We start from the raw sequence: 18,709 nt of genomic DNA on the forward strand, positions 1-18,709 counted from the left end.
CGCCCCGCAGAGCACGACCGGCTCGGAGCCAGCACGTCATTGCACGCGTTGTCGGCTCAGCCCTCAGCTACGTGAGACAAGCGCTGACGCGCAAGACTCCCTACGCACGCTCGAAGATGAGGTCGAAGTCCTTGCGCCACGTGGTTCCGTGGTCCTCGGACGCCTCCCAGCGACCCGCTATTCGTTGCGGCCAACCACGCATTTCGCATCGTCGTCCGCCACGGCCCGACCAGGACACCCAGACGCTCCATGGCCTCGTTGCGCATCGCATCCTCCTAGACGTCGACACTCAGCCAACCCGGGCTCGGTGATCGAGCCAGCCGCCCGGGCGCGTGCCGAAGGGACCCAGTGGATTCCACCCTCGCTCCCGGCACGATCTTGTCAGTCAAGCAGTTGGCCCGAAAGCGCGTCAGGTCGCTGCTTCGTGCACCTCCCCGGACCGGGCGGCACAGGACGGGTGTGTGAACCGGCCGCGGGGCGGGTAAGTCGTGCACATGGCTACTTCCGAGATCGTTGAGTTCATCGGTGACTGGACGGGCCCGGTGGTCGCCACCTCCGTCCACGCCGGACACGATGTGCGCCCCGACCTCGTCGAGTTGATGGTGCTTGACGACGCCGAGCGCCTACGGGAGGAAGACCCCTACACGGACCGGATCGCCGCGGTCGTGCCCGACCGGGTGCTGACCCATCGGTCCCGGTTCGAGTGCGACCTCAATCGGCCGCGCCGCGAAGCGATCTATCGCACCCCGGACGACTGCTGGGGGCTCCAGGTGTGGCGCGACGGAGACCTCCCGGACGCACAGTTCGAGGGCAGCCTCGCGACGTACGACGCGTTCTTCGACGCTCTCGGCGCGCGCCTCGACCAGGTTGCCGAGCGTGGACCGTTCGTCCTGCTCGACGTGCACTCCTACAACCACCGCCGCGACGGCGAGGACCAGCCGGCTGCCCCGGCGCACGAGAACCCGGAGGTGAACGTCGGCACCGGCAGCGTCGACCACGACCTGTTCCAACCACTGCTCGAGCGGTTCATGAGGGATCTGCGTTCGAAGGACCTGGGTTGTGGACCAATGGACGCCCGCGAGAACGTCGCGTTCGAGGGGCGCAACATCGCCTGGTTCGTGCACGACCGCTATCCGCGGGTGGGTTGTGTGCTGGCCCTGGAATTCAAGAAGACCTTCATGGACGAGTGGACCGGTGAGCTCAACCAGGCTGCGCTCGAGTGTGCCAGTGTGGCCCTCGAGGCGGCCCTGCCCGGCTTGAGAGAGGAGCTGGATCGACTCCGATGACCAGATCTCCGCTGAGTGCGCCTGACCGCGCCGTCGATCATGCTCTGGCCCAGCTCTCGGCCAGCATGAAGTTCCTGCTCGAGGTCACGCCGGTGAATGCCGCGGACGTGCGCGCCGAGTTCCTCGACGGCGACGTCACGGAGCCCGTGTTCACCTACCGGGAGCTCGAGGTGGAGCCCGAGGTCGTGGTCGAGCAGCTCGCCGCGATCGACATCGGGTCGGTGGAGGACACCACGCTTGCTCACCTGTTGCGCGCCAAGCATCGCGAGATGGAGTTGCAGCTGGAGATGCTGCGCGCCCGCGATACCGACGACTTCCTCGGCCTGAGCATCGAGCTGTACGGCGGGGTGTCGCCGGCGCTGCGTGAGCAGGCCGAGTCAGTGCTGGAGGCCGTGCCGTCCGCAGAGACCCGGGGTGCGTCGCTCGACGCTGAGGAGTTCCTCGAACTCGCGCTGGCCGAGATCGGGCACTACCGCGAGCAGGACCCCGAGATCGAGATGCATGCGGAGATCAGGCCAGACGTCAACGGGGTCATGGTCTCGGGTGACACCCTGCTCATCGGCACAGAGGCTTCCGTGCAACGTGCTCGGGCGGAGGGCCTGCTGCACCATGAGGTCGGCACCCACCTCGTGACCCAGGTGAACGGCGCCGCTCAGCTGGTGAAAGTACTCGGCACCGGCCTGGCGGGCTATGACGAGACGCAGGAGGGGCTGGCCGTGCTGGCCGAGGTAGCCTGTGGCGGGCTCACCGCGTTCCGGCTGCGCCAGCTCGCCGGTCGGGTCGTCACGGTGCACCGGCTCGTCGCGGGGGCGAGCTTCTCCCAGGCCCACGGCGGGTTGCTCGAGGCCGGATTCCCGCGGGGAAGTGCCTTCAACACAGTGATGCGGGTCTACCGCGCCGGTGGGATGACCAAGGACGCCATCTATCTCCGGGGCCTGGTCGACCTGCTGGCGCACCTGCGCGAGGGCGGGAGCCTCGACCTGCTCTGGCGCGGCAAGTTCTCGCTCGACGATCTGCCCCTCATCGCCGAGCTGGATGAGAAGGGCGCGCTCTTGCCTGCTCGGCTCATACCCCGGTACCTCGCCGACCCTGCGGCAGTCCGCCGGATCGAACTGGCCGCAACGACCAATGAGCTCAGCACACTCCTGGGAGGGGTGTCGTGAAGATCGCCTTCGTCGTCAACGACGTCAACACCGAGGACCCGCGCTACACCACCAACCGGCTCGCCATGGCCGCCAAGAGCATGGGCCACGAGGCGTGGTTCGTTGGCGTCGGTGACTTCTCCTACGAGCCCGACGGCTCGCTGAGCGCCAAGGCCCGGATGGGTCACGCGAAGAACTACCGCTCACTCGAGCGACACCTCGATGACGTGAAGAAGCCCGACGTCGAGCAGCTGATCGGGCTCGAGGAGTTCGACGTGGTCATGCTCCGCAACGACCCCGCCGACGACGCCGAGTCGGCGCCTTGGGCCAACAACGCCGGAGTGGCATTCGGCCAGCTGATTGCGAGCTGCGGGGTACTCGTCGTCAACGACCCCACCAGCCTGGCCAATGCGCTGTCCAAGGCGTACTTCCAGCACTTCCCGGAGATCGTCAGGCCACGCACGCTCATCTCGCGCGACCAGGCACTGATCAGCAGCTTCATCGACGACCTCGGGGGCAAGGCTGTGCTCAAGCCGCTCCAAGGCTCTGGTGGCAGTGGCGTCTTCCTGATCGACCGCAAGGAAGGGCCCAACCTCAACCAGATCATCGAGGCCATCTCGCGCGACGGCTACGTCGTGGCGCAGGAGTACCTACCGGAAGCCAAGAACGGCGACATCCGCCTCTTCGTGATGAACGGCGAGCCGCTCCAGCACGAAGGCAAGTACGCCGCATTCCGACGTATGAACAAGACCAATGACATGCGCTCCAACATGTCGGCCGGCGGCGAGGTCGCGAAGGCCACCGTCACTGACACGATGCTGGAAATGGTCGAGATCGTCCGGCCGAAACTGGTCTCCGACGGCATGTTCCTCGTGGGCCTCGACATAGTGGGTGACAAGCTCATGGAGATCAACGTCTTCAGCCCGGGCGGCATCGGCAGTGCTCAGGCGCTGTACGACGTGAACTTCGCGCACGTGATCATCGGCGAGCTGGAGCGAAAGGTCCGGATCCGCAAGTACTACAGCCACATCGACAACTCTCGGCTCGCGACCAGTTGAGTCAGCAGGCGCCATGCAGCCTTCGATCTCCTCGTGCGGTCCGCGCCTGCGCGAGGCGACGAGCCCTCAGGAGTTCGCCAGCGACTTCCAGTCCAGGATTCGCTCGGCGATCAGGGCCGCGCGAGCCTGATTGTCACGCCCGTCCAGGACCTTGAGGTCATCGGCGTCGGCCCTCAGGTAGACGCCGGACGTCCGGGCGTTGAGCGTGGGCTCGTCGTCCGACCGGGTGGTCCAGAAGCCGGCGGCGCGGTCCTCCGTCTCGAGCTTGATCTCGCCGGTTCCATGGATTGCCGGTGCGTTCGCGTGACGCGGGCGCTCGCCCTTCCACGCGTAGAAGATGCCGCCGTGGTCCTTCATCTCCTTGGTCGCCTCGCTCCAGTAGCGGGCGGACAGGGTGCCGTCCTCCTGCCAGGCGCGGCCGTTGACTTCCAGCAGGCGGTCGCGGTCCCGTGAGATCTGCAACAGGCTCACCGCAGAGGGCTCCAACGTGCTTCGTTCGGTCATCGAGAACTGCCACCACAGGCCCTCGATCCGGGACAGTCCACCGATGTCCTCGATCGCCTTACGCAACTTCTGGTTGACAGCCTTGACCTCGGCCGCCTTGGTCGCGTCGCCATACCGGACGCAGGTCAGGCCAAGCAGGTCGGTCGGCAACTTTGCCCCGTTCGCGTGCAGGATGAACGTTCGCTCCATACCAAGGACACCGCCAAAGAGTCCCGCCTCGAAGACGACGTTGTCGCGTGGGGAGGCCTGGCCCGTGGCCGCTGCATCGGCGTCTGGGGTGTTGGGTTCGGCGCGGGTCCAGTCGTCCTGGGCGAAGACGAAGGCCGCGAAGTCGACCTCACGAGTCAGCTCGACCAGCCGTCCGAGGGTGGTGGTACCAGGATTGAAGGTCGCGGTCCACGGCTCGACGTTCGCTACGTCCTCGAGCCCACGGGCCAGCGCCTTGAGCAACTTGGCCTGTCTGCCCGACGAGCCCAGGAAGATGCGGGGCTTGGCCATGGGTACTCCCACTTCTCACGTCGACCGGCTCTCTACCGATCAGCGTACCGAAGCAGCCTCGGGCAAAGGCCCGGGCGGCTGGCCGCGCCGACGCCACAGATCCGGCACGTGCCGGCACACCGCAGCCGCATGACCTGCTCGTCCCTTCCCCCGTCCACGCATGCACCGTACGGGGCGCAGCCACGAGAAGCGTGCGTATCGCGCCATTTCCAGCAGCGGTGAGAGCCACGAGAGCGACGCATCCTCCGGGTCAGGGGGCCCCGAGGATCGCAGGACTCAGATGCTGGTGGCGCCGTCGTGGAAGATGGTCGAGAGGTTCGTACCCAGCAACGCGACGGCCACGATGATGACGAGCGCGATGAGGGCGACCATCAGGCCGTACTCGACGGCGGTGGCGCCGCGCTCGGTCAGGAGGGCCCGGAACTTGGTGATGTGCTTGGACATTGGAGACTTCCATCCTCATGGGGTGCCAACGGATGGTCCGAGGGTGGCAGACCACCTGACCGGAAGGCTCCTCCCTTTGAGGGAGCACATCCCTCCCACCAATGGGCCGGCCAGCGCCCGTGCAGTGCACTTCCAGGGGGCTGGCCGGAACGTAAGGATAGACGCCGCCCGAGCGCGCGTCGTCCGCCATTCGAGCGACCCCAAACGGTCGACCTCGAGCGCGAACGGCGTAGGCCGGTTGGACGATGTGCAGCTCTCCGCGCAGGGCATCTCTTGGCGAGCACCCTCTGGTGGAGCGGATCTCAGTGACCTTCGGCACGCACGCCGCTGAAGGTTCGACCCATCACGGCAAACAGCCCCTGATCTGCATCGGCAGATCCGGGGCTGTTTGGTGATGGTGGACGTGAAGGGACTCGAACCCCTGGCCTCTCGCGTGTGAAGCGAACGCTCTAACCAACTGAGCTACACGTCCAGTGCCCTCGTCACGCAAGGGTGACTTTCGGGCCTGCCGAAGAATAGCCGGATCGGGCGCGCGAGGTGAAATCGGCCCCCCGCCCGGCGACCAACCCCGGTCAGAGCCCGGGCAGGCCCTCGATCCAGTCCTCGATGGCGTCGGGGAAGAAGCTCGGAACGCCCGAAAGGAGGAACAGCCCGTAGAAGATCGCCAGCACCAGCGCCAGCGTCACCAGCCCGACCAGACCCTTGAACCACAGGGGTTTGGGGGCGAGCCACTCGCTCCAGTCCTTGAGCCTGGCCTTGGCCCAGTCGAGCAGCCGCTGCGCCGGCTCGAACTCCGACCCCAGGATCGCGATCCCGGCGAAGACGATCAGCCACCCCGGTCCCGGGAGCGGCACCAGGGCGAGCCCGACCACCGCGATGACGAGCCCGAGGACGATGACAGCAGCCCGGTAGACGGGGTACACCGCCGGGTTCGCGCGGATCCGGCGCCGCCACTCCCAGTCGTCGTCGACCTCGTCGACCTCGTCGTCCACAACCTCGTCGACAACCTCGTCGACCACCTCATCAACGACCGGCTCCCCCGGCGTGACCGGCCCGGGACGCTCACTCACGGGTCCATCCGCTCGACGCAGAGCCGGGCGAACACGGACGCGGCCCGAGCCGTGACCGGCCCCGGCTCCAGGGCGCGGTCGTCGACGCCGTGGATGGCCAGGACGTCCTTGGTGCTGCTGGTGATGAAGACCTCGTCGGCCTCGCGCAGGATCTCCAGCGGCAGGGCCTCCTCGCGAACCTCGAGCCCGTCCTCACGGCACCACTCGATCGTCACCTCGCGGGTGATCCCGGCCAGGCAGCCCGAGTCCAGCGGCGGGGTGAGGATCGCCCCACCCACGACTACGAAGATGTTCGACCCGGTGCACTCGCACAGCTCGCCACGCGTGTTGGCGAAGACCGCCTCGATCGCCCCGCGCTCCTTGGCGTACGCGAGCGCGACGACGTTCTCGGCATACGAGGTGGTCTTGAGCCCGGCCACGGCGGACCGCTCGTTGCGCGTCCAGGGGACGACGGCGACGGACGCGCTCTGCGGCGGGCGCGGCTGGGCGCCGGCGGTGACGATGTAGGTGAGCGGGCTGTCGTCGCGGTCGGACCCGAGGGGGCCCGCCCCACCGGTCACGGAGTAGCGCAGCCGACCGAACTCGATCTGCTCCCCCGCGCCGAGGACGGCCTTGGCACCCTCGGCGATGTAGTCGTGGTCGGCAGCAGGCAGGCCGAGCCCGGCGAGGGTGCGGTCGAGCCGCCGGGCGTGCCGGGTCGCGGCGAACACCTGGCCACGGTCGATCTTTGCCGTCTCGAACGCGCCGTCGCCGACCGTCACCCCGTGGTCGAGCGCCGTGATCGACGGTTCGTCGACCGCGGTCAGCCGACCGTTGACCCACACGCGTGGCTCGTTGCTCATGCCTCCACCTTCCCAGACGCCAGCCCCACGAGACGTCGGGATTTCACCTGAGTCTCCACCCATTCCTGCTCGGGGTCGGACCCCCACGTGATCCCCGCGCCGGTGCCGAACCGCAGCCACCGCTGCCCGGTGCCGTCCCTCTGCGCCCAGAACGAGCGGATGCCGACGGCGAGTTCCGCGGTCCCGCGGTCGGCGTCGACCCAGCCGATCGCGCCGCAGTACGGGCCACGGGCAGTCGGCTCCAGGTCGACGATGGCCTGCAGGGCGGTGTGCTTGGGCGCGCCGGAGACCGAACCCGGGGGGAAGGTCGCCGCCAGCACCTCGCCCCAGCCGACACCCGGTCGCAGCCGTCCCGAGACGGCGGACACGAGGTGCACCATCCCGGGGTGCTCCTCGGGTCGACACAGGTGGTCGACCTGCACGGTCCCCTCCCGGCAGACGTGCGACAGGTCGTTGCGCACGAGGTCGACGATCATGACGTTCTCCGCGTAGTCCTTGGGCAGCATCGCGTCGAGGCTGGTGGCCGTCCCCTTGATCGGGCGGGACTCGAGGCGGTCGCCGTCCCGCAGGAGGAACGCCTCCGGGCTGGCGCACACGACGTCGAGCCCCGCGGACGGCACCACCACCCGCCCCGCGTGCGGTGCCGGGTTGCCGCGCTCGAGGAGCAGCGCGAGCCCGTCGAGATCGGCCTCCTCGGGCAGCTCGTGCGAGAGCACCCGACAGAGGTTCACCTGGTAGACGGTGCCCGCGGCGATCCGCTCGCGGATCTCGCCCACCCCCGCGAGGTATGCCGCGTGGTCCAGGCTCGTGTGCCACTCGCCCTCCAGCGGCACCCAGGGAGTCGGCCGCCCGGCGGGTGCCGAGCGGTCCACCTGGGCGAAGCGCACGGCCGTGACCTTGCCTTCGAACTCGGCGACGACGGCCCAGAAGCCGCTCGCCAGGGAGTCGAGGTCGTGGCGGACCTCGACGGGTTGGGTGGCCAGGACCGAGCCGAACCTCGCATGTCCGGTCGCCGCCTCCACGTGGGCGATCCTAGGCCGACCTAGACTTCCCGATCATGCGCCCTCTCGCCGTTGCCGCGGCTGCCGCCCGCTCGGCCCCGAGACTGACCCCGACGCTGGCCCCGACCCTGGTGCTGGCCGTCGTGGTGGCCCTCACGGGCTGTCAGGCCGCCACCCCGGCCCCTGCCGCCGGCACCAGCCCTGCGACGGCCACGACCGCTCCATCGCCGTCGACGTCTGACGCAGCGCCGACTGCGTCGAGCACCACGACCACCACGGCTCCCCCGTCGGACCCCGGCACCCTCACCATGGCGTTCGCCGGTGACGTGCACTTCGAGGACTACCTGGCCCCGCTGGCCCGGGATCCCCACGGGCTGGACGAGCTGCAGTCGTCCCTCGGCGCAGCCGACCTGGCCATGGTGAACCTCGAGACCGCCATCACCGAGCGCGGCACCAAGATCGGCAAGGAGTTCCACTTCCGGGCACCCGCCTCGGCCCTCGAGACCATCAAGGGCGCCGGCATCGACGCGGTCAGCATGGCCAACAACCACGGGGTCGACTACGGACCGGTGGGGCTGCAGGACACGCTGGCGGCGAAGCAGGCCAGCCCCGTGCCGATCGTCGGCATCGGCACGGACGAGGACGAGGCCTTCGCGCCCGCGGTCCTGTCGGCCAAGGGCCTGAAGGTGGCGGTCTTCGGCGCCTCGGAGGTCTTCGAGATGACCTTGGCGCGCTACTCGGCAGGCCCGGGCAAGGGCGGCATCGCCAGCGCCTCACCCGTGACCCGGCTCCGCAACGCCGTCAGCAGGGCAGCCGCCCGCTACGACGTCGTGGTCGTCTTCCTGCACTGGGGCCTGGACTACCAGAAGTGCCCTGACCGGCTCTCGGTGCAGACCGCCCAGGCTCTCGAGCAGGCCGGCGCGGACATCATCGTCGGGGGGCACTCGCACCGGGTCAACGGAGCCGGGTGGCTCGGCCGGTCCTACGTCGACTACGGCTTCGGCAACTTCGTCTGGTGGCGCAGCCACGAGCCCGACTCTCGGTCCGGGGTGCTCACCCTGTCCATCGACGTGAAGGCGGCCAAGGGCACCAAGCGCACCACGACCAGTGCGGTGCGCAAAGCAGTCTGGACGCCGATGCTGATCGGCGCGGACGGCATACCCAGGCCGCCGTCGGCTGCCGACAGCGCTCGGCTCCTGGCGCTCTGGAAGCAGGCCGGTCAGTGCGCGAACCTCGCCACCGCTCCACGGTGACCCTCCACCGCTGCGCTCAGCGACCGAGGACGAGGTAGCAGAACTGGAGCACGCCCCGGTAGGTGCGGACGTAGGCGTCGAGCTGCGCGTCAAGCCTGCTGCGCACCTCCGGAGCCCGGCCGTCGTCGCCGTGGCGGATCAGCCACTCCTGCCGGGCCGCGCGCCAGGTCGACTCGAAGTCGTCCCACTCCCGCTGGTCGGCGGTCGACAGGTGCAGCACCCGCCACCCGCTGGCGTGCACGTGCTCGAGCAGGTCGGTCAGGGACTCGACCTCCTCGAACATCTCGGCCGCCACGGCAGTGGGCGGGGCGGTCCAGCAGGCGTCACCGAAGAGCAGCCGTCCACCGCGCGGGGTCAGCTCGGCCAGCCGGGCGAGGGCAGGACCGGTGCCCCCGAGCACGTGGCTGGACCCGATGCACAGCAGCCGGTCGGCAGGCTCGTCCCACGAGGCCCCCTCCGCCTCGACGAACCTGACCCGCGAGTCGAGACCGCGCGCCACGGCCAGCGCACGGCCCCGCTCCAGCCCGTCGGCGTCGGTGTCGACCCCGATGCCCGTGGCGCCGGTGGGCTCCACGGCCTGCAGCAGGAGCTCACCCCACCCGCAGCCCAGATCGGTCACCCGGTCGCCCTCCCCCACCGCGAGGCGTTCCAGCAAGAGCGCCGCGTGGTCATGCGACAGCGGCGTGTTCCAGCGCATCCGGTCATAGCGGGTGCGGGCGGGGTCGGGGACTGAGGACGGGGCGGCCATGCGCCACACTCTGCCGCACGGGAATGCGCCGGGTGGTCGCACCGTTACGATAGTTGAAATTGAAACTACCTAGCCAGGAGCGCGAGCGAGATGCAGTTCGGAATCTTCACGGTCGGCGACGTCACCACCGACCCCACCACCGGGACGACGGTCAGCGAGAACGAGCGGATCAAGCACACCGTGGAGCTGGCCCGCCTGGCTGAGCAGGTCGGGCTCGACGTGTTCGCCACCGGCGAGCACCACAACCCGCCGTTCGCCGCCCCGGCCAACCCGACCGTGCTCCTCGCCCACCTCGCCGCCGTCACCGAGCGCCTGGTGCTCTCCACCTCCACGACGCTGATCACCACCAACGACCCGGTGCGGCTGGCCGAGGACTACGCCTACCTGCAGCACCTCGCAGACGGTCGCATCGACCTGATGATGGGTCGCGGCAACACCGGCCCGGTGTACCCGTGGTTCGGCAAGGACATCCGCGACGGCATCCCGCTCGCGGTCGAGAACTACGCGCTGTTGCGCCGGCTCTGGACCGAGGAGAACGTCACCTGGGAGGGCAAGTACCGCGGCCCGCTGCAGTCCTTCACCTCGACGCCGCGTCCCCTCGACGGCATCGCGCCGTTCGTGTGGCACGGGTCGATCCGCAGCCCCGAGATCGCCGAGCAGGCGGCCTACTACGGTGACGGCTTCTTCCACAACAACATCTTCTGGCCGATGAGCCACACCAAGCAGATGGTCGCGCTGTACCGCCGCCGGTTCGCCCACTACGGCCACGGGACCGCCGACCAGGCGATCGTCGGCCTCGGCGGCCAGGTGTTCATGCGGGCCAACAGCCAGGACGCGGTGCGTGAGTTCCGCCCCTACTTCGACAACGCGCCGGTCTACGGACACGGTCCGTCGCTCGAGGACTTCACCCGCGAGACGCCGCTGACCGTGGGCTCGCCCGAGCAGGTCATCGAGCGGTACGCCGGCATGGCCGACGCGGTGGGCGACTACCAGCGCCAGCTGTTCCTCGTCGACCACGCCGGGCTCCCGCACAAGACCGCCATGGAGCAGGTTGAGCTGCTCGGTACCCAGGTCGTGCCCGAGCTGCGCAAGATCGCCGCGGCTCGCAAGCCGGCCCACGTGCCCGACGCCCCCACCCACGCCAGCCGGCTCGCCGCCGGCGCCACGAAGCACGAGGACCTGGAGGTCACCCGATGAGCACCCGTCGAGTCGTGGTGGTGCAGGCCGGTCTCGGCCAGCCGAGCAGCAGCCGGCTGCTCGCCGACCGGCTGGCCACCGCCACCCGCGACGCGCTCCTGGAGCGCGGCGACGAGGCCGAGGTCGTCACCGTCGACCTGCGCGAGCACGCGCACGCGATGGCCGACGCCCTCCTCACCGGGTTCGCCACCGGTGAGCTCCGGACGGCCCTTGACGCGGTGCGTGACGCCGACGCCGTCATCGCCGTCACGCCGGTCTTCCAGGCGTCCTACAGCGGGCTCTTCAAGACCTTCGTCGACGTCCTCGACGACGGCGCCCTGCGGGGCACGCCGGTGCTCCTGGCGGCCACTGCCGGGACGGCCCGTCACTCGCTCGTCCTCGAGCACGCCATGCGGCCGATGTTCGCCTACCTCAAGGCGATCACCGTCCCGACCGCCGTGTTCGCCGCGTCGGAGGACTGGGGCAGCGGCGGCACGCTCGACACCGGTCTCTCGGGCCGGATCGACGTGGCAGCCGGCGAGCTCGCCGACCTCCTCACCGGGCGCCCGCCGGGGACCGACCGGGTCGACGAGTTCGCCGACCCCGTGCCGTTCGAGCAGCTGCTCGGCCGCTGACCGGCGCCGTCCCGGCGGGGAAGCGACCAAGTGGCCGACTTCCGACGTGCGAGCTCGATCTCGCAAGGGAAAGCGGGCCATTGGCCGACTTTCGGCGCCCAGGGGCCCGTTTCGCGCCGGGAAGCGGGCCAATGGCCGACTCTCGGCGCGTCGTCGCCGACCGCGGAGGCGTGGGTATGCCGCGTCGGCACCGGTGTCGTGCGGGTTCCCGAGCCCTAGATTGGTCGGATGAACGCACTGGAGCGCTTCTCCCTTGCCGGCCGCGTCGCCGTCGTCACCGGCGGGACCCGAGGACTCGGTGCCGGCTTCGCCCGCGCCCTCGGTGACGCCGGGGCAGCGGTCGTCCTCGTGGGCCGCGACGCCGAGGCTGCCGAGGAGGTACTCGGGTCGTTGCGCGACAACGACGTCCGGGCCGACTTCGTGGCCGCCGACGTCACGGTGTCGGCCGACGTGCAACGCGTGCTCGAGGCCACCTTGTCGCTGCACGGCCGGGTGGACGTGCTGGTCAACAACGCCGGCGCCTGCGTGCACGCTCCGGCCCTCGACGTGACCCCGGAGGACTGGCGTGCCGTCATGGCCGTCAACCTCGATGCGGTGTGGACCTGCTCGCAGACCTTCGGGCGACACTTCGTCGACCAGGGCGCCGGGTCGATCGTCAACATCGGCTCGATGTCGGGGTTCATCGTCAACCGGCCCCAGTGGCAACCCGCCTACAACGCGTCCAAGGCTGCCGTGCACCACCTGACCCGCAGCCTGGCCGCCGAGTGGGCGCCACACGGGGTGCGGGTCAACGCCCTGGCACCGGGTTACATCAAGACGGACATGTCCCCCGTCGACGACCCGAAGTTCCGCCAGCACTGGATCGACGACGCCCCCATGCAGCGCTACGGCACGGTCGAGGAGCTCGCCCCGGCGGTCATCTTTCTCGCCAGCGACGCGTCCTCGTTCGTCACCGGCTCGGTGCTGGTGGCCGACGGCGGCTACACCGCCTTCTGAGGCCAGCTGCCTTCTGCGCCAGACGCGGCAGAACCCCCGCCGCAGGGGGGCGAGGGCTCTGGTCCGTGGGTCGGTGCGGCCTAGGCGATCGCCGGCTTCACCGCCGTGTGGCGTGAGCCGTGGCCGACCTCTTCCTCGACCGGCACCCGGCGCAGGTGCCGGAAGCCGAGCAGCGCGAGCACCAGCATCGCCGCCGCCCCGATGAAGCTGACCCACGCGGCATACATCGCGATGGTGCCCATGGTGCCGAAGGCGTAGGCGTTGAGCAGCAGGCCGCGCAGGGTCTCGCCCTTGAAGGCGAGGTCGACCATGGCCTTGGCCTTCGGGTCGTCCGGGTTGGCCCGGGCGGCGGCACTCAGCTCGGAGTAGGTCTTCCCACCGGTCGACTCGTCGAGGTGCACCTTGATGTAGTGGTCGGCCCAGGCCTTGGCCTGTGCGCCCGTAGTGAGCTGCTGTCCGGCGTACTGCTCGAGGTAGGGCTTCACGAGCGGGTCGTTGAGCTGCTCACTGCCCTTCGCCGGGAAGGTGATGTGCTGGGCCGAGAGCTGCGAGTGGACCTCGTTGTCCACGAAGCTGCTGGCCCACGTCATCAGTCCCCCAACCACCAGCAGGACTGCGGCGACGATGAGGCCGCCGGTCGTGAGCAGGGCATCCAGGGTGCGTCGTCGCATGGTGGTGGTTCCTCCTTCGGGTGCGTGGCACCCGCGTTGTATTCCGTTCTGACACCTCAACTCTGGCGTCGACAGAGCCGGGCGTTCAGGGCCGAAGGTCCCGACTTCGGGATTGGTAGCCGCCCTTGACGACGAACCGGCGGCCGGTGACCGAGTCGGGGTGGATGCGCATGATGCGGGGCTTGGGCGCGTCGTGCCAGGGATGCACGGGCAGTCGCATCGCCTCGAGCGCGTCGTCGAGCTGGTAGACCTCGTGGGCGACGCCACGGATGACGACGCTCCACGCCTCGGCCCGCTCGACGTCGTAGCCGTCGACCTCGAAGGCGACGAAGGTGCCGTCCGAGGACGTGAAGAGCGTCCCCGAACCGGTCCGGAAGACCACCGTCCCGTGGTCGACGGCGTAGTTGATCGGGAAGATGTCGGGCCGCCTGTCGTGGACCACGGCGATGCGCCCGACCACGCCCTCCCTGAGGGCCTGCCAGCACTGGGCGACGGTGAGCTCGGTCTGCGTTTCCATGCGTCCACGATTCCCCAGGGGCCGCGCAGGGATCAGGGTCCAAGGTCCCTGTCCTGCCGTCGTCCTCGGGGTGACGCTGAGGACAGGTCCGGCAGATCAGGCCGGCAGGAGGCTAGGAGGAGCCATGTCGTCCACCACCACCCGCCCCGTCGTCGTCGGGGTCGACGGACAGCCACCGTACGACCGGGCCCTCGACTGGGCGATTGCCGAGGCCCAGCGCGCCCACGCGCCGCTGCACCTCGTCTACGCGCGGATGATGCCGCTGCGCGGCCCCACGGTCGAGGCCGGGTTCGACGTGCACACGACCGAGTCAGACGAGATCCTCGGCGCCGCCACCGATCGGGTCCGAGCGTTGGCTCCGAGCGTGCACGTCACGACCGCGAGTGCGTACCGCAACGCCGCTGCCCTGCTCGTGGACGAGTCGCGGGATGCCACCTGTCTGGTCGTGGGCGCTCGGGGCCGCAGCGCCCTGGGGAGCGTCCTGCTGGGCTCGACCTCGCTTGACGTCGCGGCCCACGCCCTCTGCCCGGTCGTGGTCGTGCGCGAGCTCCCCCAACAGCTCCCCGACCGGCCCGGGGTGGTCGTCGGGTCGGACGGGTCCGGGATCTCCGAGGCGGCGATCGCCGCTGGGTTCGAGCAGGCCGACCGGCTCGGTGTGCCGCTGACCGTGGTCCATGCGTGGTTCCTCGACGAGGTGACCGGCCTGGCCGCGCTCGCGACCGAGGACGTCACCCACGTCGTGGCCCAGGAGGAGGACGCCGTGGCATCAGCGGCGATCGCCGGCTGGTCGGACAAGTACCCCGACGTGCAGGTCCGCCAGCACGTCCTGCGCGCCCACCCGGTCGAGGCCCTGGTCGACCACTCGCGCGGAGCCGAGCTGCTCGTCGTCGGCAGTCGTGGTCGGGGTGGGTTCACCGGCCTGCTGCTCGGGTCGGTCAGCCAAGGAGTCCTCCACCACGCGCACTGCCCGGTGATGGTGGTTCGCTCGAGTGGGGGTGCGTGATGGCCGACATCGTCCGTCCCACCGACCACACGGGTCTCGAGGTCCTCGACCTCGACGAGTGCCTCGCGAAGCTCGTCGAGGTCCCGGTCGGCCGGCTCGCCTTCCACCTCGACGGTGAGCTGACCATCCTGCCGGTGGTGCACACGGTCGACGGCGTCGACGTGTGCTTCCGGACCACGGGTGACTCCAAGATCCAGGCCGCGGTCGACCGCGACCCGGTCGCGTTCGAGGTGGACCAGTTCGATGCCTCGACGAGGACCGGCTGGAGCGTCGTCGTCCAGGGGACGGCGCTGGTCGTCGACGACGAGTCGGACGTCCGTCGGCTCGATCAGGCGGCGCGCGCGCCGTGGGTCCCGCCGCACCCGGGACCGAGCACGTGGGTGCGCGTGCGCACCCAGAGCATCACCGGTCGCGCGCTGGTCTGACTCCCTGCCCGGCGACGTAGACAGCGGCCTGGGTGCGCCGCTCCATGCCGAGCTTGGCCAGCACCGACGTGACGTAGTTCTTGACCGTCTTCTCCGCCAGTGAGAGGGACTCGCCGATCTGGCGGTTGGTCAGGCCCTGAGCGACGCAGTCGAGGATGCGCCGCTCCTGCGGCGTCAACGCGGCCAGCTTCGGGTCGGTCGGCTGCTCGTGGCCCCAGGCCTGCCGCAGGCGCTGCACCACGTCAGGGTCGAGGAGTGACTCCCCCGCGGCCACCCGACGGATGGAGGCCACCAGGTCCGAGCCCCGGACGTCCTTGAGGACGTAGCCGGCGGCTCCGGCGGCCACCGCGGCGGTGAGCGCCCGGTCGTCGTCGTACGACGTCAGGATGATCGCCTGGATGTGCGGGTCGACCGAGCGGACGTCGCGGCACACGTCGATCCCGGACCCGTCCGGCAGCCGCGCGTCGAGGACCATCACGTGGGGCCGAAGTGCAGGGATACGCCGGGCCGCCTCGGTGGCCGAGCCCGACTCACCCACCACCTCGAGGTCGTCCTCGACCTCGAGGAGCTCGCGCAGGCCGCGGCGGACCACCTCGTGGTCGTCGAGCAGGTACACGCTGATCGTCATGCCCTCCACCCTCTCAGCCGGCCGGCCCTCGAAGGCAGCGCGACGGCATACCCATGATGCCTGCTCACAGCGAGCCGCGCCGCACCACCGCGACGGGGCAGCCGGCCCTGCGCATGACGGCGTGGCTCACCGAGCCCATCATCAGACCCGCGAAGCCGCCGCGTCCCCGGCTCCCGACGACCACCAGCCCGGAGTGCCGCGACAGGTCGACGAGCACGTCGTCGGCGCGGCCCTCGACCACGCTCCCGGTGACCGTGAGCTCGGGGTATGCCGCCGTGACCTGCCCGATCGCGGCGGTCACCGCGGCGCGGGCGGCCGATACCCAAGGCTCGGTCGACGTGACCACCGAGGCGTCCGCCGGGAGGTCGGGCCACCCCGTCGCGACCGGCGCGTGCCAGGTGCTCACGACGTGCAGGGGCGCCTGCCACACGCGAGCGAGCTCGGCTGCGAGCCCCACCGCCCCGCGTGCGGGCCGTGAGCCGTCGACCCCGACCACGACGGGCGCCGCGGGACCGGGCTCGCTCCCGGCACCGTCGCCGACCACGACGACGGGGCACCGCGCATGCATCGCCACGGCGAACGAGACCGACCCGAGGACCGCTGCCTGCAATGCGCTGCGACGGTTGCGGCCCACCACCACGAGACCCGCCTCGCTGGAGCGGGCGACGAGCTCGCCGGCCGGGCCGCCGACCACCCCGACCGCCGCGATGGCGCCCTCGGGGTTGCGTTCCCGGGCGAGCGAGACCCCACGGCCGGCGGCCGACCGGCTCGCCCTCCACAGGTCCGATCCCGTGCCGAGGGCGTCGCCGCCGGTGGCGGTCGGGAGGGGTGGTTCCGAGGCGCTGAGGACCACGAGCTCGGCCCCGAGCCGGGCAGCCTGGGTGGCCGCCCACTGCACGGCAGCGACCGACGCAGGGCTCTGGTCGAAGCCGACGACGACCGGGGCTCCGAGGACGCTCCCGACGTCCAGTCGGCCGTCTGCCCTGGCCGGGGCATCGAGGTGCGGCGTCATGGCTCAATCCTGTTCGGCGGTGACGGCGGTCGACAGGGCCCTAGGTCCCGGGTTGGCGGGTGGGTTCCGCGGGGGGGTGGCGGGCTCGGGTCGCGGGCTCGGCAGTCGAAGGTCAGCGGGTCGCCGAGAGGGGGATCTCCCAGTCGAGCAGCGTTCCCCCGGACTCAGCCGCAGCGAGCTCGAACCGGCCACCCCACCCACTGGCCCGACGCCCTAGGTTGTCGAGCCCGGAGCGGGTGACTCCGTCGGTCAGGCCGATGCCGTTGTCTCGCACCCGGACCCGCACCGACTCCCCCACCTCGACCACGACCTCCGCCTCGCTGGCTCGCGCGTGCCGAGCCACGTTGCTGAGCGCCTCGCGCACCACAGCCAACAGGTCGGCCGCCAGGTCGTCGGGGACGTCGGACACACTCCCCCTCATCGTCAGTGAGGGCGCGAACCCCAGGCTGACCACGGCGCCGTCACAGATAGTCGTGATCTCGGACGCGAGGCTGCGGGCGTCCGATGCGCGGTTGAGGGCGAAGATCGTGTGGCGGATGTCCTTGATCACGGCATCGACCTCGTCCACTGCCGTCTCGATGCGGTCGCGAGCGGTCGGCTCGCTGGTGAGGCGGCTGGCGGACTGCAGCGACATCCCCGTCGCGAAGAGCCGCTGGATGACGTGGTCGTGCATGTCGCGGGCAATTCGGTCGCGGTCCTCCAGGAGGTCGACGCGTGCCTGCTCCCGCTGCGACCTGGCAGCCGTGATCCCCACAGCCAGCCGCTGGGCGAAGTCGAGCAGGGGCGCGGAGGAGCCGCCGAGCTCGGGGGGCAGCCCCGCGACGACGATCACGCCGAGCGGGTTGGTCGGCGCACCCGCCGTGAGCGGGACCACGGCGTGGTCCGCAGCAGGGTCGGGGTCGGTGGGCGCCGAGGCCAGGGCGGCCCTCGCCTCGGCATCGTCCAGGACAGTGCCGACGACCGGTGCCTTCGGACCTGCGGCGGACACGACGACCAGGTCCTTCCCCACGGGTTGGGCGATGAGGGCGCAGTCGGCGCCGGTGAGGTCGAGCACCCGTTGGGTCGCCTCGGCGAGCACCTCTTCCTCGGATCGCCCCGCGAGCAGCGCGGACACCAGGTCCCGGGTCGCTTCGCCCCAGTGCTGCTGGGTCACGCTGCGGTCGTAGAGCCGCGCGTTGTCGATCGCCACCCCCGCGGCTGCGGCCAGGGCGGTGAGGATCGTCTCGTCGTCCTCGGTGAAGCGTTCGGCGCCGCGCTTGTCGGTGAGGTAGAGGTTCCCGAAGACCTGGTCACGGATCCGGACCGGCGCCCCCAGGAAGCTCGTCATCTGGGGGTGGTTGGCGGGGAAGCCGTAGGAGTCGGGGTGCTCACTGATCCGGTCGACCCGCTGCGGGTGCGGGCTGGTGATGATCATCCCGAGCAGGCCACGGCCGTGCGGCAGAGGCCCGATGGCGGCCCGGGCCTCGTCCGAGATCCCGTGCGTGACGAACTCGATCAGCTCTTCACCGCTGGGGCCGAGCACTCCCAGGGCGCCGTAGGTGGCGTCGACCAGCTGGCACGCGGACTCGACGATGCGGCGCAGCACGGCAGCCAGCTCGAGGTCGGAGGTGACGGCGACGACGGCGTCGAGGAGGGCGCCCAGCCGGTCCTGCGCCGTGCGCGCGCTCCCGGCGCGGGACCGGAGCTCCTCGATCAGGTCGTCGAGGTCCAGCCCGGACAAGCGGGCGATCGTGCCCGGTCCTTGCTCGGGCGGTGTCGGCTCTGGTTCCACGGCCTCATCGTAGGGTCCGACGTCGACCG

Annotated in this window: 20 protein-coding genes and 1 tRNA gene; 9 read left to right on the forward strand and 12 right to left on the reverse strand. The window is 70.3% G+C overall.

Annotated elements, in window-relative coordinates:
• Nucleotides 1-494 precede the first annotated feature (494 nt).
• The 3 genes from ASG95_RS11645 to ASG95_RS11655 are packed head-to-tail and all read left to right on the forward strand — an operon-like array spanning nucleotide 495 to nucleotide 3,486.
• Complete coding sequence (locus ASG95_RS11645; protein WP_057378873.1) at nucleotides 495-1,286, forward strand: N-formylglutamate amidohydrolase; 792 nt, start codon at nucleotides 495-497, stop codon at nucleotides 1,284-1,286.
• Nucleotides 1,283-2,449, forward strand: coding sequence for a flavohemoglobin expression-modulating QEGLA motif protein (locus tag ASG95_RS11650; RefSeq protein WP_057377564.1), 1,167 nt, complete (start codon nucleotides 1,283-1,285; stop codon nucleotides 2,447-2,449). Before ASG95_RS11645 ends, ASG95_RS11650 begins: the two co-directional genes overlap by 4 nt.
• Nucleotides 2,446-3,486, forward strand: coding sequence for a glutathione synthetase (locus tag ASG95_RS11655; RefSeq protein WP_057377565.1), 1,041 nt, complete (start codon nucleotides 2,446-2,448; stop codon nucleotides 3,484-3,486). The genes ASG95_RS11650 and ASG95_RS11655 overlap by 4 nt, the downstream gene beginning before the upstream one ends.
• 66 nt (nucleotides 3,487-3,552) lie before the next feature.
• Here the strand turns inward: ASG95_RS11655 and ASG95_RS11660 are convergent, their stop codons facing one another.
• The 6 genes from ASG95_RS11660 to ASG95_RS11680 form a co-directional block, all read right to left on the reverse strand.
• A complete protein-coding gene (locus ASG95_RS11660) occupies nucleotides 3,553-4,488 on the reverse strand; it encodes a TIR domain-containing protein (RefSeq protein ID WP_057377566.1) in 936 nt (311 codons plus the stop codon).
• Between the two features lie 276 nt (nucleotides 4,489-4,764).
• On the reverse strand, nucleotides 4,765-4,932 hold the full coding sequence (locus ASG95_RS20890; protein WP_082592511.1) for a Flp family type IVb pilin: 168 nt from the start codon (nucleotides 4,930-4,932) through the stop codon (nucleotides 4,765-4,767).
• Between the two features lie 395 nt (nucleotides 4,933-5,327).
• Nucleotides 5,328-5,404: transfer RNA gene (locus ASG95_RS11665), tRNA-Val, on the reverse strand.
• A gap of 100 nt (nucleotides 5,405-5,504) precedes the next feature.
• On the reverse strand, nucleotides 5,505-6,002 hold the full coding sequence (locus tag ASG95_RS11670) for a TIGR02611 family protein (protein ID WP_235543790.1): 498 nt from the start codon (nucleotides 6,000-6,002) through the stop codon (nucleotides 5,505-5,507).
• A complete protein-coding gene (locus tag ASG95_RS11675) occupies nucleotides 5,999-6,844 on the reverse strand; it encodes an aminotransferase class IV (RefSeq protein ID WP_057377567.1) in 846 nt (281 codons plus the stop codon). Before ASG95_RS11675 ends, ASG95_RS11670 begins: the two co-directional genes overlap by 4 nt.
• Entirely contained in the window at nucleotides 6,841-7,866 is a 1,026-nt protein-coding gene (locus ASG95_RS11680; protein WP_057377568.1) for a chorismate-binding protein, read from the reverse strand. Before ASG95_RS11680 ends, ASG95_RS11675 begins: the two co-directional genes overlap by 4 nt.
• Before the next feature lie 35 nt (nucleotides 7,867-7,901).
• On the opposite strand from ASG95_RS11680, the gene ASG95_RS11685 reads away from it, so the two are divergent.
• Nucleotides 7,902-9,098 carry a CapA family protein gene (locus ASG95_RS11685; protein WP_200961907.1) on the forward strand — a complete coding sequence of 399 codons (1,197 nt, stop codon included), beginning with the start codon at nucleotides 7,902-7,904 and terminating at the stop codon, nucleotides 9,096-9,098.
• A 16-nt stretch (nucleotides 9,099-9,114) separates the two neighbouring features.
• On the opposite strand, the gene ASG95_RS11690 is transcribed toward ASG95_RS11685, so the two are convergent.
• Entirely contained in the window at nucleotides 9,115-9,846 is a 732-nt protein-coding gene (locus ASG95_RS11690; RefSeq protein ID WP_057377569.1) for a cyclopropane-fatty-acyl-phospholipid synthase family protein, read from the reverse strand.
• A 90-nt stretch (nucleotides 9,847-9,936) separates the two neighbouring features.
• Here ASG95_RS11690 and ASG95_RS11695 point away from each other — a divergent pair, with 90 nt between their 5' ends.
• The 3 genes from ASG95_RS11695 (at nucleotide 9,937) to ASG95_RS11705 (ending at nucleotide 12,653) form a co-directional block, all read left to right on the forward strand.
• On the forward strand, nucleotides 9,937-11,043 hold the full coding sequence (locus tag ASG95_RS11695) for a CE1758 family FMN-dependent luciferase-like monooxygenase (protein ID WP_056920890.1): 1,107 nt from the start codon (nucleotides 9,937-9,939) through the stop codon (nucleotides 11,041-11,043).
• Nucleotides 11,040-11,657: an FMN reductase gene (locus ASG95_RS11700; RefSeq protein WP_057377570.1), complete on the forward strand. Its 618-nt coding sequence runs from the start codon at nucleotides 11,040-11,042 to the stop codon at nucleotides 11,655-11,657. Before ASG95_RS11695 ends, ASG95_RS11700 begins: the two co-directional genes overlap by 4 nt.
• A 228-nt stretch (nucleotides 11,658-11,885) precedes the next feature.
• On the forward strand, nucleotides 11,886-12,653 hold the full coding sequence (locus ASG95_RS11705) for an SDR family NAD(P)-dependent oxidoreductase (RefSeq protein ID WP_057377571.1): 768 nt from the start codon (nucleotides 11,886-11,888) through the stop codon (nucleotides 12,651-12,653).
• A gap of 80 nt (nucleotides 12,654-12,733) precedes the next feature.
• Here ASG95_RS11705 and ASG95_RS11710 read toward each other — a convergent pair whose 3' ends face one another.
• On the reverse strand, nucleotides 12,734-13,324 hold the full coding sequence (locus tag ASG95_RS11710) for a hypothetical protein (protein ID WP_057377572.1): 591 nt from the start codon (nucleotides 13,322-13,324) through the stop codon (nucleotides 12,734-12,736).
• An 85-nt stretch (nucleotides 13,325-13,409) separates the two neighbouring features.
• The gene (locus tag ASG95_RS11715) at nucleotides 13,410-13,841 is read right to left on the reverse strand and encodes a pyridoxamine 5'-phosphate oxidase family protein (protein ID WP_057377573.1); all 432 of its coding nucleotides are present in this window, start codon (nucleotides 13,839-13,841) and stop codon (nucleotides 13,410-13,412) included.
• A 124-nt stretch (nucleotides 13,842-13,965) separates the two neighbouring features.
• Here ASG95_RS11715 and ASG95_RS21335 point away from each other — a divergent pair, with 124 nt between their 5' ends.
• Nucleotides 13,966-14,844, forward strand: coding sequence for a universal stress protein (locus ASG95_RS21335; RefSeq protein ID WP_057377574.1), 879 nt, complete (start codon nucleotides 13,966-13,968; stop codon nucleotides 14,842-14,844).
• Nucleotides 14,844-15,269, forward strand: a complete 426-nt coding sequence (locus ASG95_RS11725) for a pyridoxamine 5'-phosphate oxidase family protein (protein ID WP_057377575.1) — start codon at nucleotides 14,844-14,846, stop codon at nucleotides 15,267-15,269. The genes ASG95_RS21335 and ASG95_RS11725 overlap by 1 nt, the downstream gene beginning before the upstream one ends.
• Here the strand turns inward: ASG95_RS11725 and ASG95_RS11730 are convergent.
• The 3 genes from ASG95_RS11730 to ASG95_RS11740 form a co-directional block, all read right to left on the reverse strand.
• Entirely contained in the window at nucleotides 15,247-15,897 is a 651-nt protein-coding gene (locus tag ASG95_RS11730; RefSeq protein ID WP_057377576.1) for a response regulator transcription factor, read from the reverse strand. The two genes, ASG95_RS11725 and ASG95_RS11730, sit on opposite strands and share 23 nt — an antisense overlap.
• 64 nt (nucleotides 15,898-15,961) lie before the next feature.
• Nucleotides 15,962-16,909: a universal stress protein gene (locus tag ASG95_RS11735; protein ID WP_057377577.1), complete on the reverse strand. Its 948-nt coding sequence runs from the start codon at nucleotides 16,907-16,909 to the stop codon at nucleotides 15,962-15,964.
• Nucleotides 16,910-17,021: 112 nt separating this feature from the next.
• Entirely contained in the window at nucleotides 17,022-18,680 is a 1,659-nt protein-coding gene (locus ASG95_RS11740) for a GAF domain-containing protein (protein ID WP_162259400.1), read from the reverse strand.
• Nucleotides 18,681-18,709: the final 29 nt, after the last annotated feature.

The sequence above is a fragment of the Phycicoccus sp. Soil803 genome (assembly GCF_001429685.1).
Classification (GTDB): Bacteria; Actinomycetota; Actinomycetes; order Actinomycetales; family Dermatophilaceae; genus Pedococcus.

What these genes read in the sequence shown, in the direction of transcription:
- ASG95_RS11725 (WP_057377575.1), top strand. Translation starts at nt 14,844, where the DNA reads ATGGCCGACATCGTCCGTCCCACCGACCACACGGGTCTCGAGGTCCTC.
- ASG95_RS11710 (WP_057377572.1), bottom strand. Translation starts at nt 13,324, where the DNA reads ATGCGACGACGCACCCTGGATGCCCTGCTCACGACCGGCGGCCTCATC.
- ASG95_RS20890 (WP_082592511.1), bottom strand. Translation starts at nt 4,932, where the DNA reads ATGTCCAAGCACATCACCAAGTTCCGGGCCCTCCTGACCGAGCGCGGC.
- ASG95_RS11690 (WP_057377569.1), bottom strand. Translation starts at nt 9,846, where the DNA reads ATGGCCGCCCCGTCCTCAGTCCCCGACCCCGCCCGCACCCGCTATGAC.
- ASG95_RS11685 (WP_200961907.1), top strand. Translation starts at nt 7,902, where the DNA reads ATGCGCCCTCTCGCCGTTGCCGCGGCTGCCGCCCGCTCGGCCCCGAGA.
- ASG95_RS11695 (WP_056920890.1), top strand. Translation starts at nt 9,937, where the DNA reads ATGCAGTTCGGAATCTTCACGGTCGGCGACGTCACCACCGACCCCACC.
- ASG95_RS11705 (WP_057377571.1), top strand. Translation starts at nt 11,886, where the DNA reads ATGAACGCACTGGAGCGCTTCTCCCTTGCCGGCCGCGTCGCCGTCGTC.
- ASG95_RS21335 (WP_057377574.1), top strand. Translation starts at nt 13,966, where the DNA reads ATGTCGTCCACCACCACCCGCCCCGTCGTCGTCGGGGTCGACGGACAG.
- ASG95_RS11700 (WP_057377570.1), top strand. Translation starts at nt 11,040, where the DNA reads ATGAGCACCCGTCGAGTCGTGGTGGTGCAGGCCGGTCTCGGCCAGCCG.
- ASG95_RS11645 (WP_057378873.1), top strand. Translation starts at nt 495, where the DNA reads ATGGCTACTTCCGAGATCGTTGAGTTCATCGGTGACTGGACGGGCCCG.
- ASG95_RS11730 (WP_057377576.1), bottom strand. Translation starts at nt 15,897, where the DNA reads ATGACGATCAGCGTGTACCTGCTCGACGACCACGAGGTGGTCCGCCGC.
- ASG95_RS11675 (WP_057377567.1), bottom strand. Translation starts at nt 6,844, where the DNA reads ATGAGCAACGAGCCACGCGTGTGGGTCAACGGTCGGCTGACCGCGGTC.
- ASG95_RS11735 (WP_057377577.1), bottom strand. Translation starts at nt 16,909, where the DNA reads ATGACGCCGCACCTCGATGCCCCGGCCAGGGCAGACGGCCGACTGGAC.
- ASG95_RS11650 (WP_057377564.1), top strand. Translation starts at nt 1,283, where the DNA reads ATGACCAGATCTCCGCTGAGTGCGCCTGACCGCGCCGTCGATCATGCT.
- ASG95_RS11715 (WP_057377573.1), bottom strand. Translation starts at nt 13,841, where the DNA reads ATGGAAACGCAGACCGAGCTCACCGTCGCCCAGTGCTGGCAGGCCCTC.
- ASG95_RS11660 (WP_057377566.1), bottom strand. Translation starts at nt 4,488, where the DNA reads ATGGCCAAGCCCCGCATCTTCCTGGGCTCGTCGGGCAGACAGGCCAAG.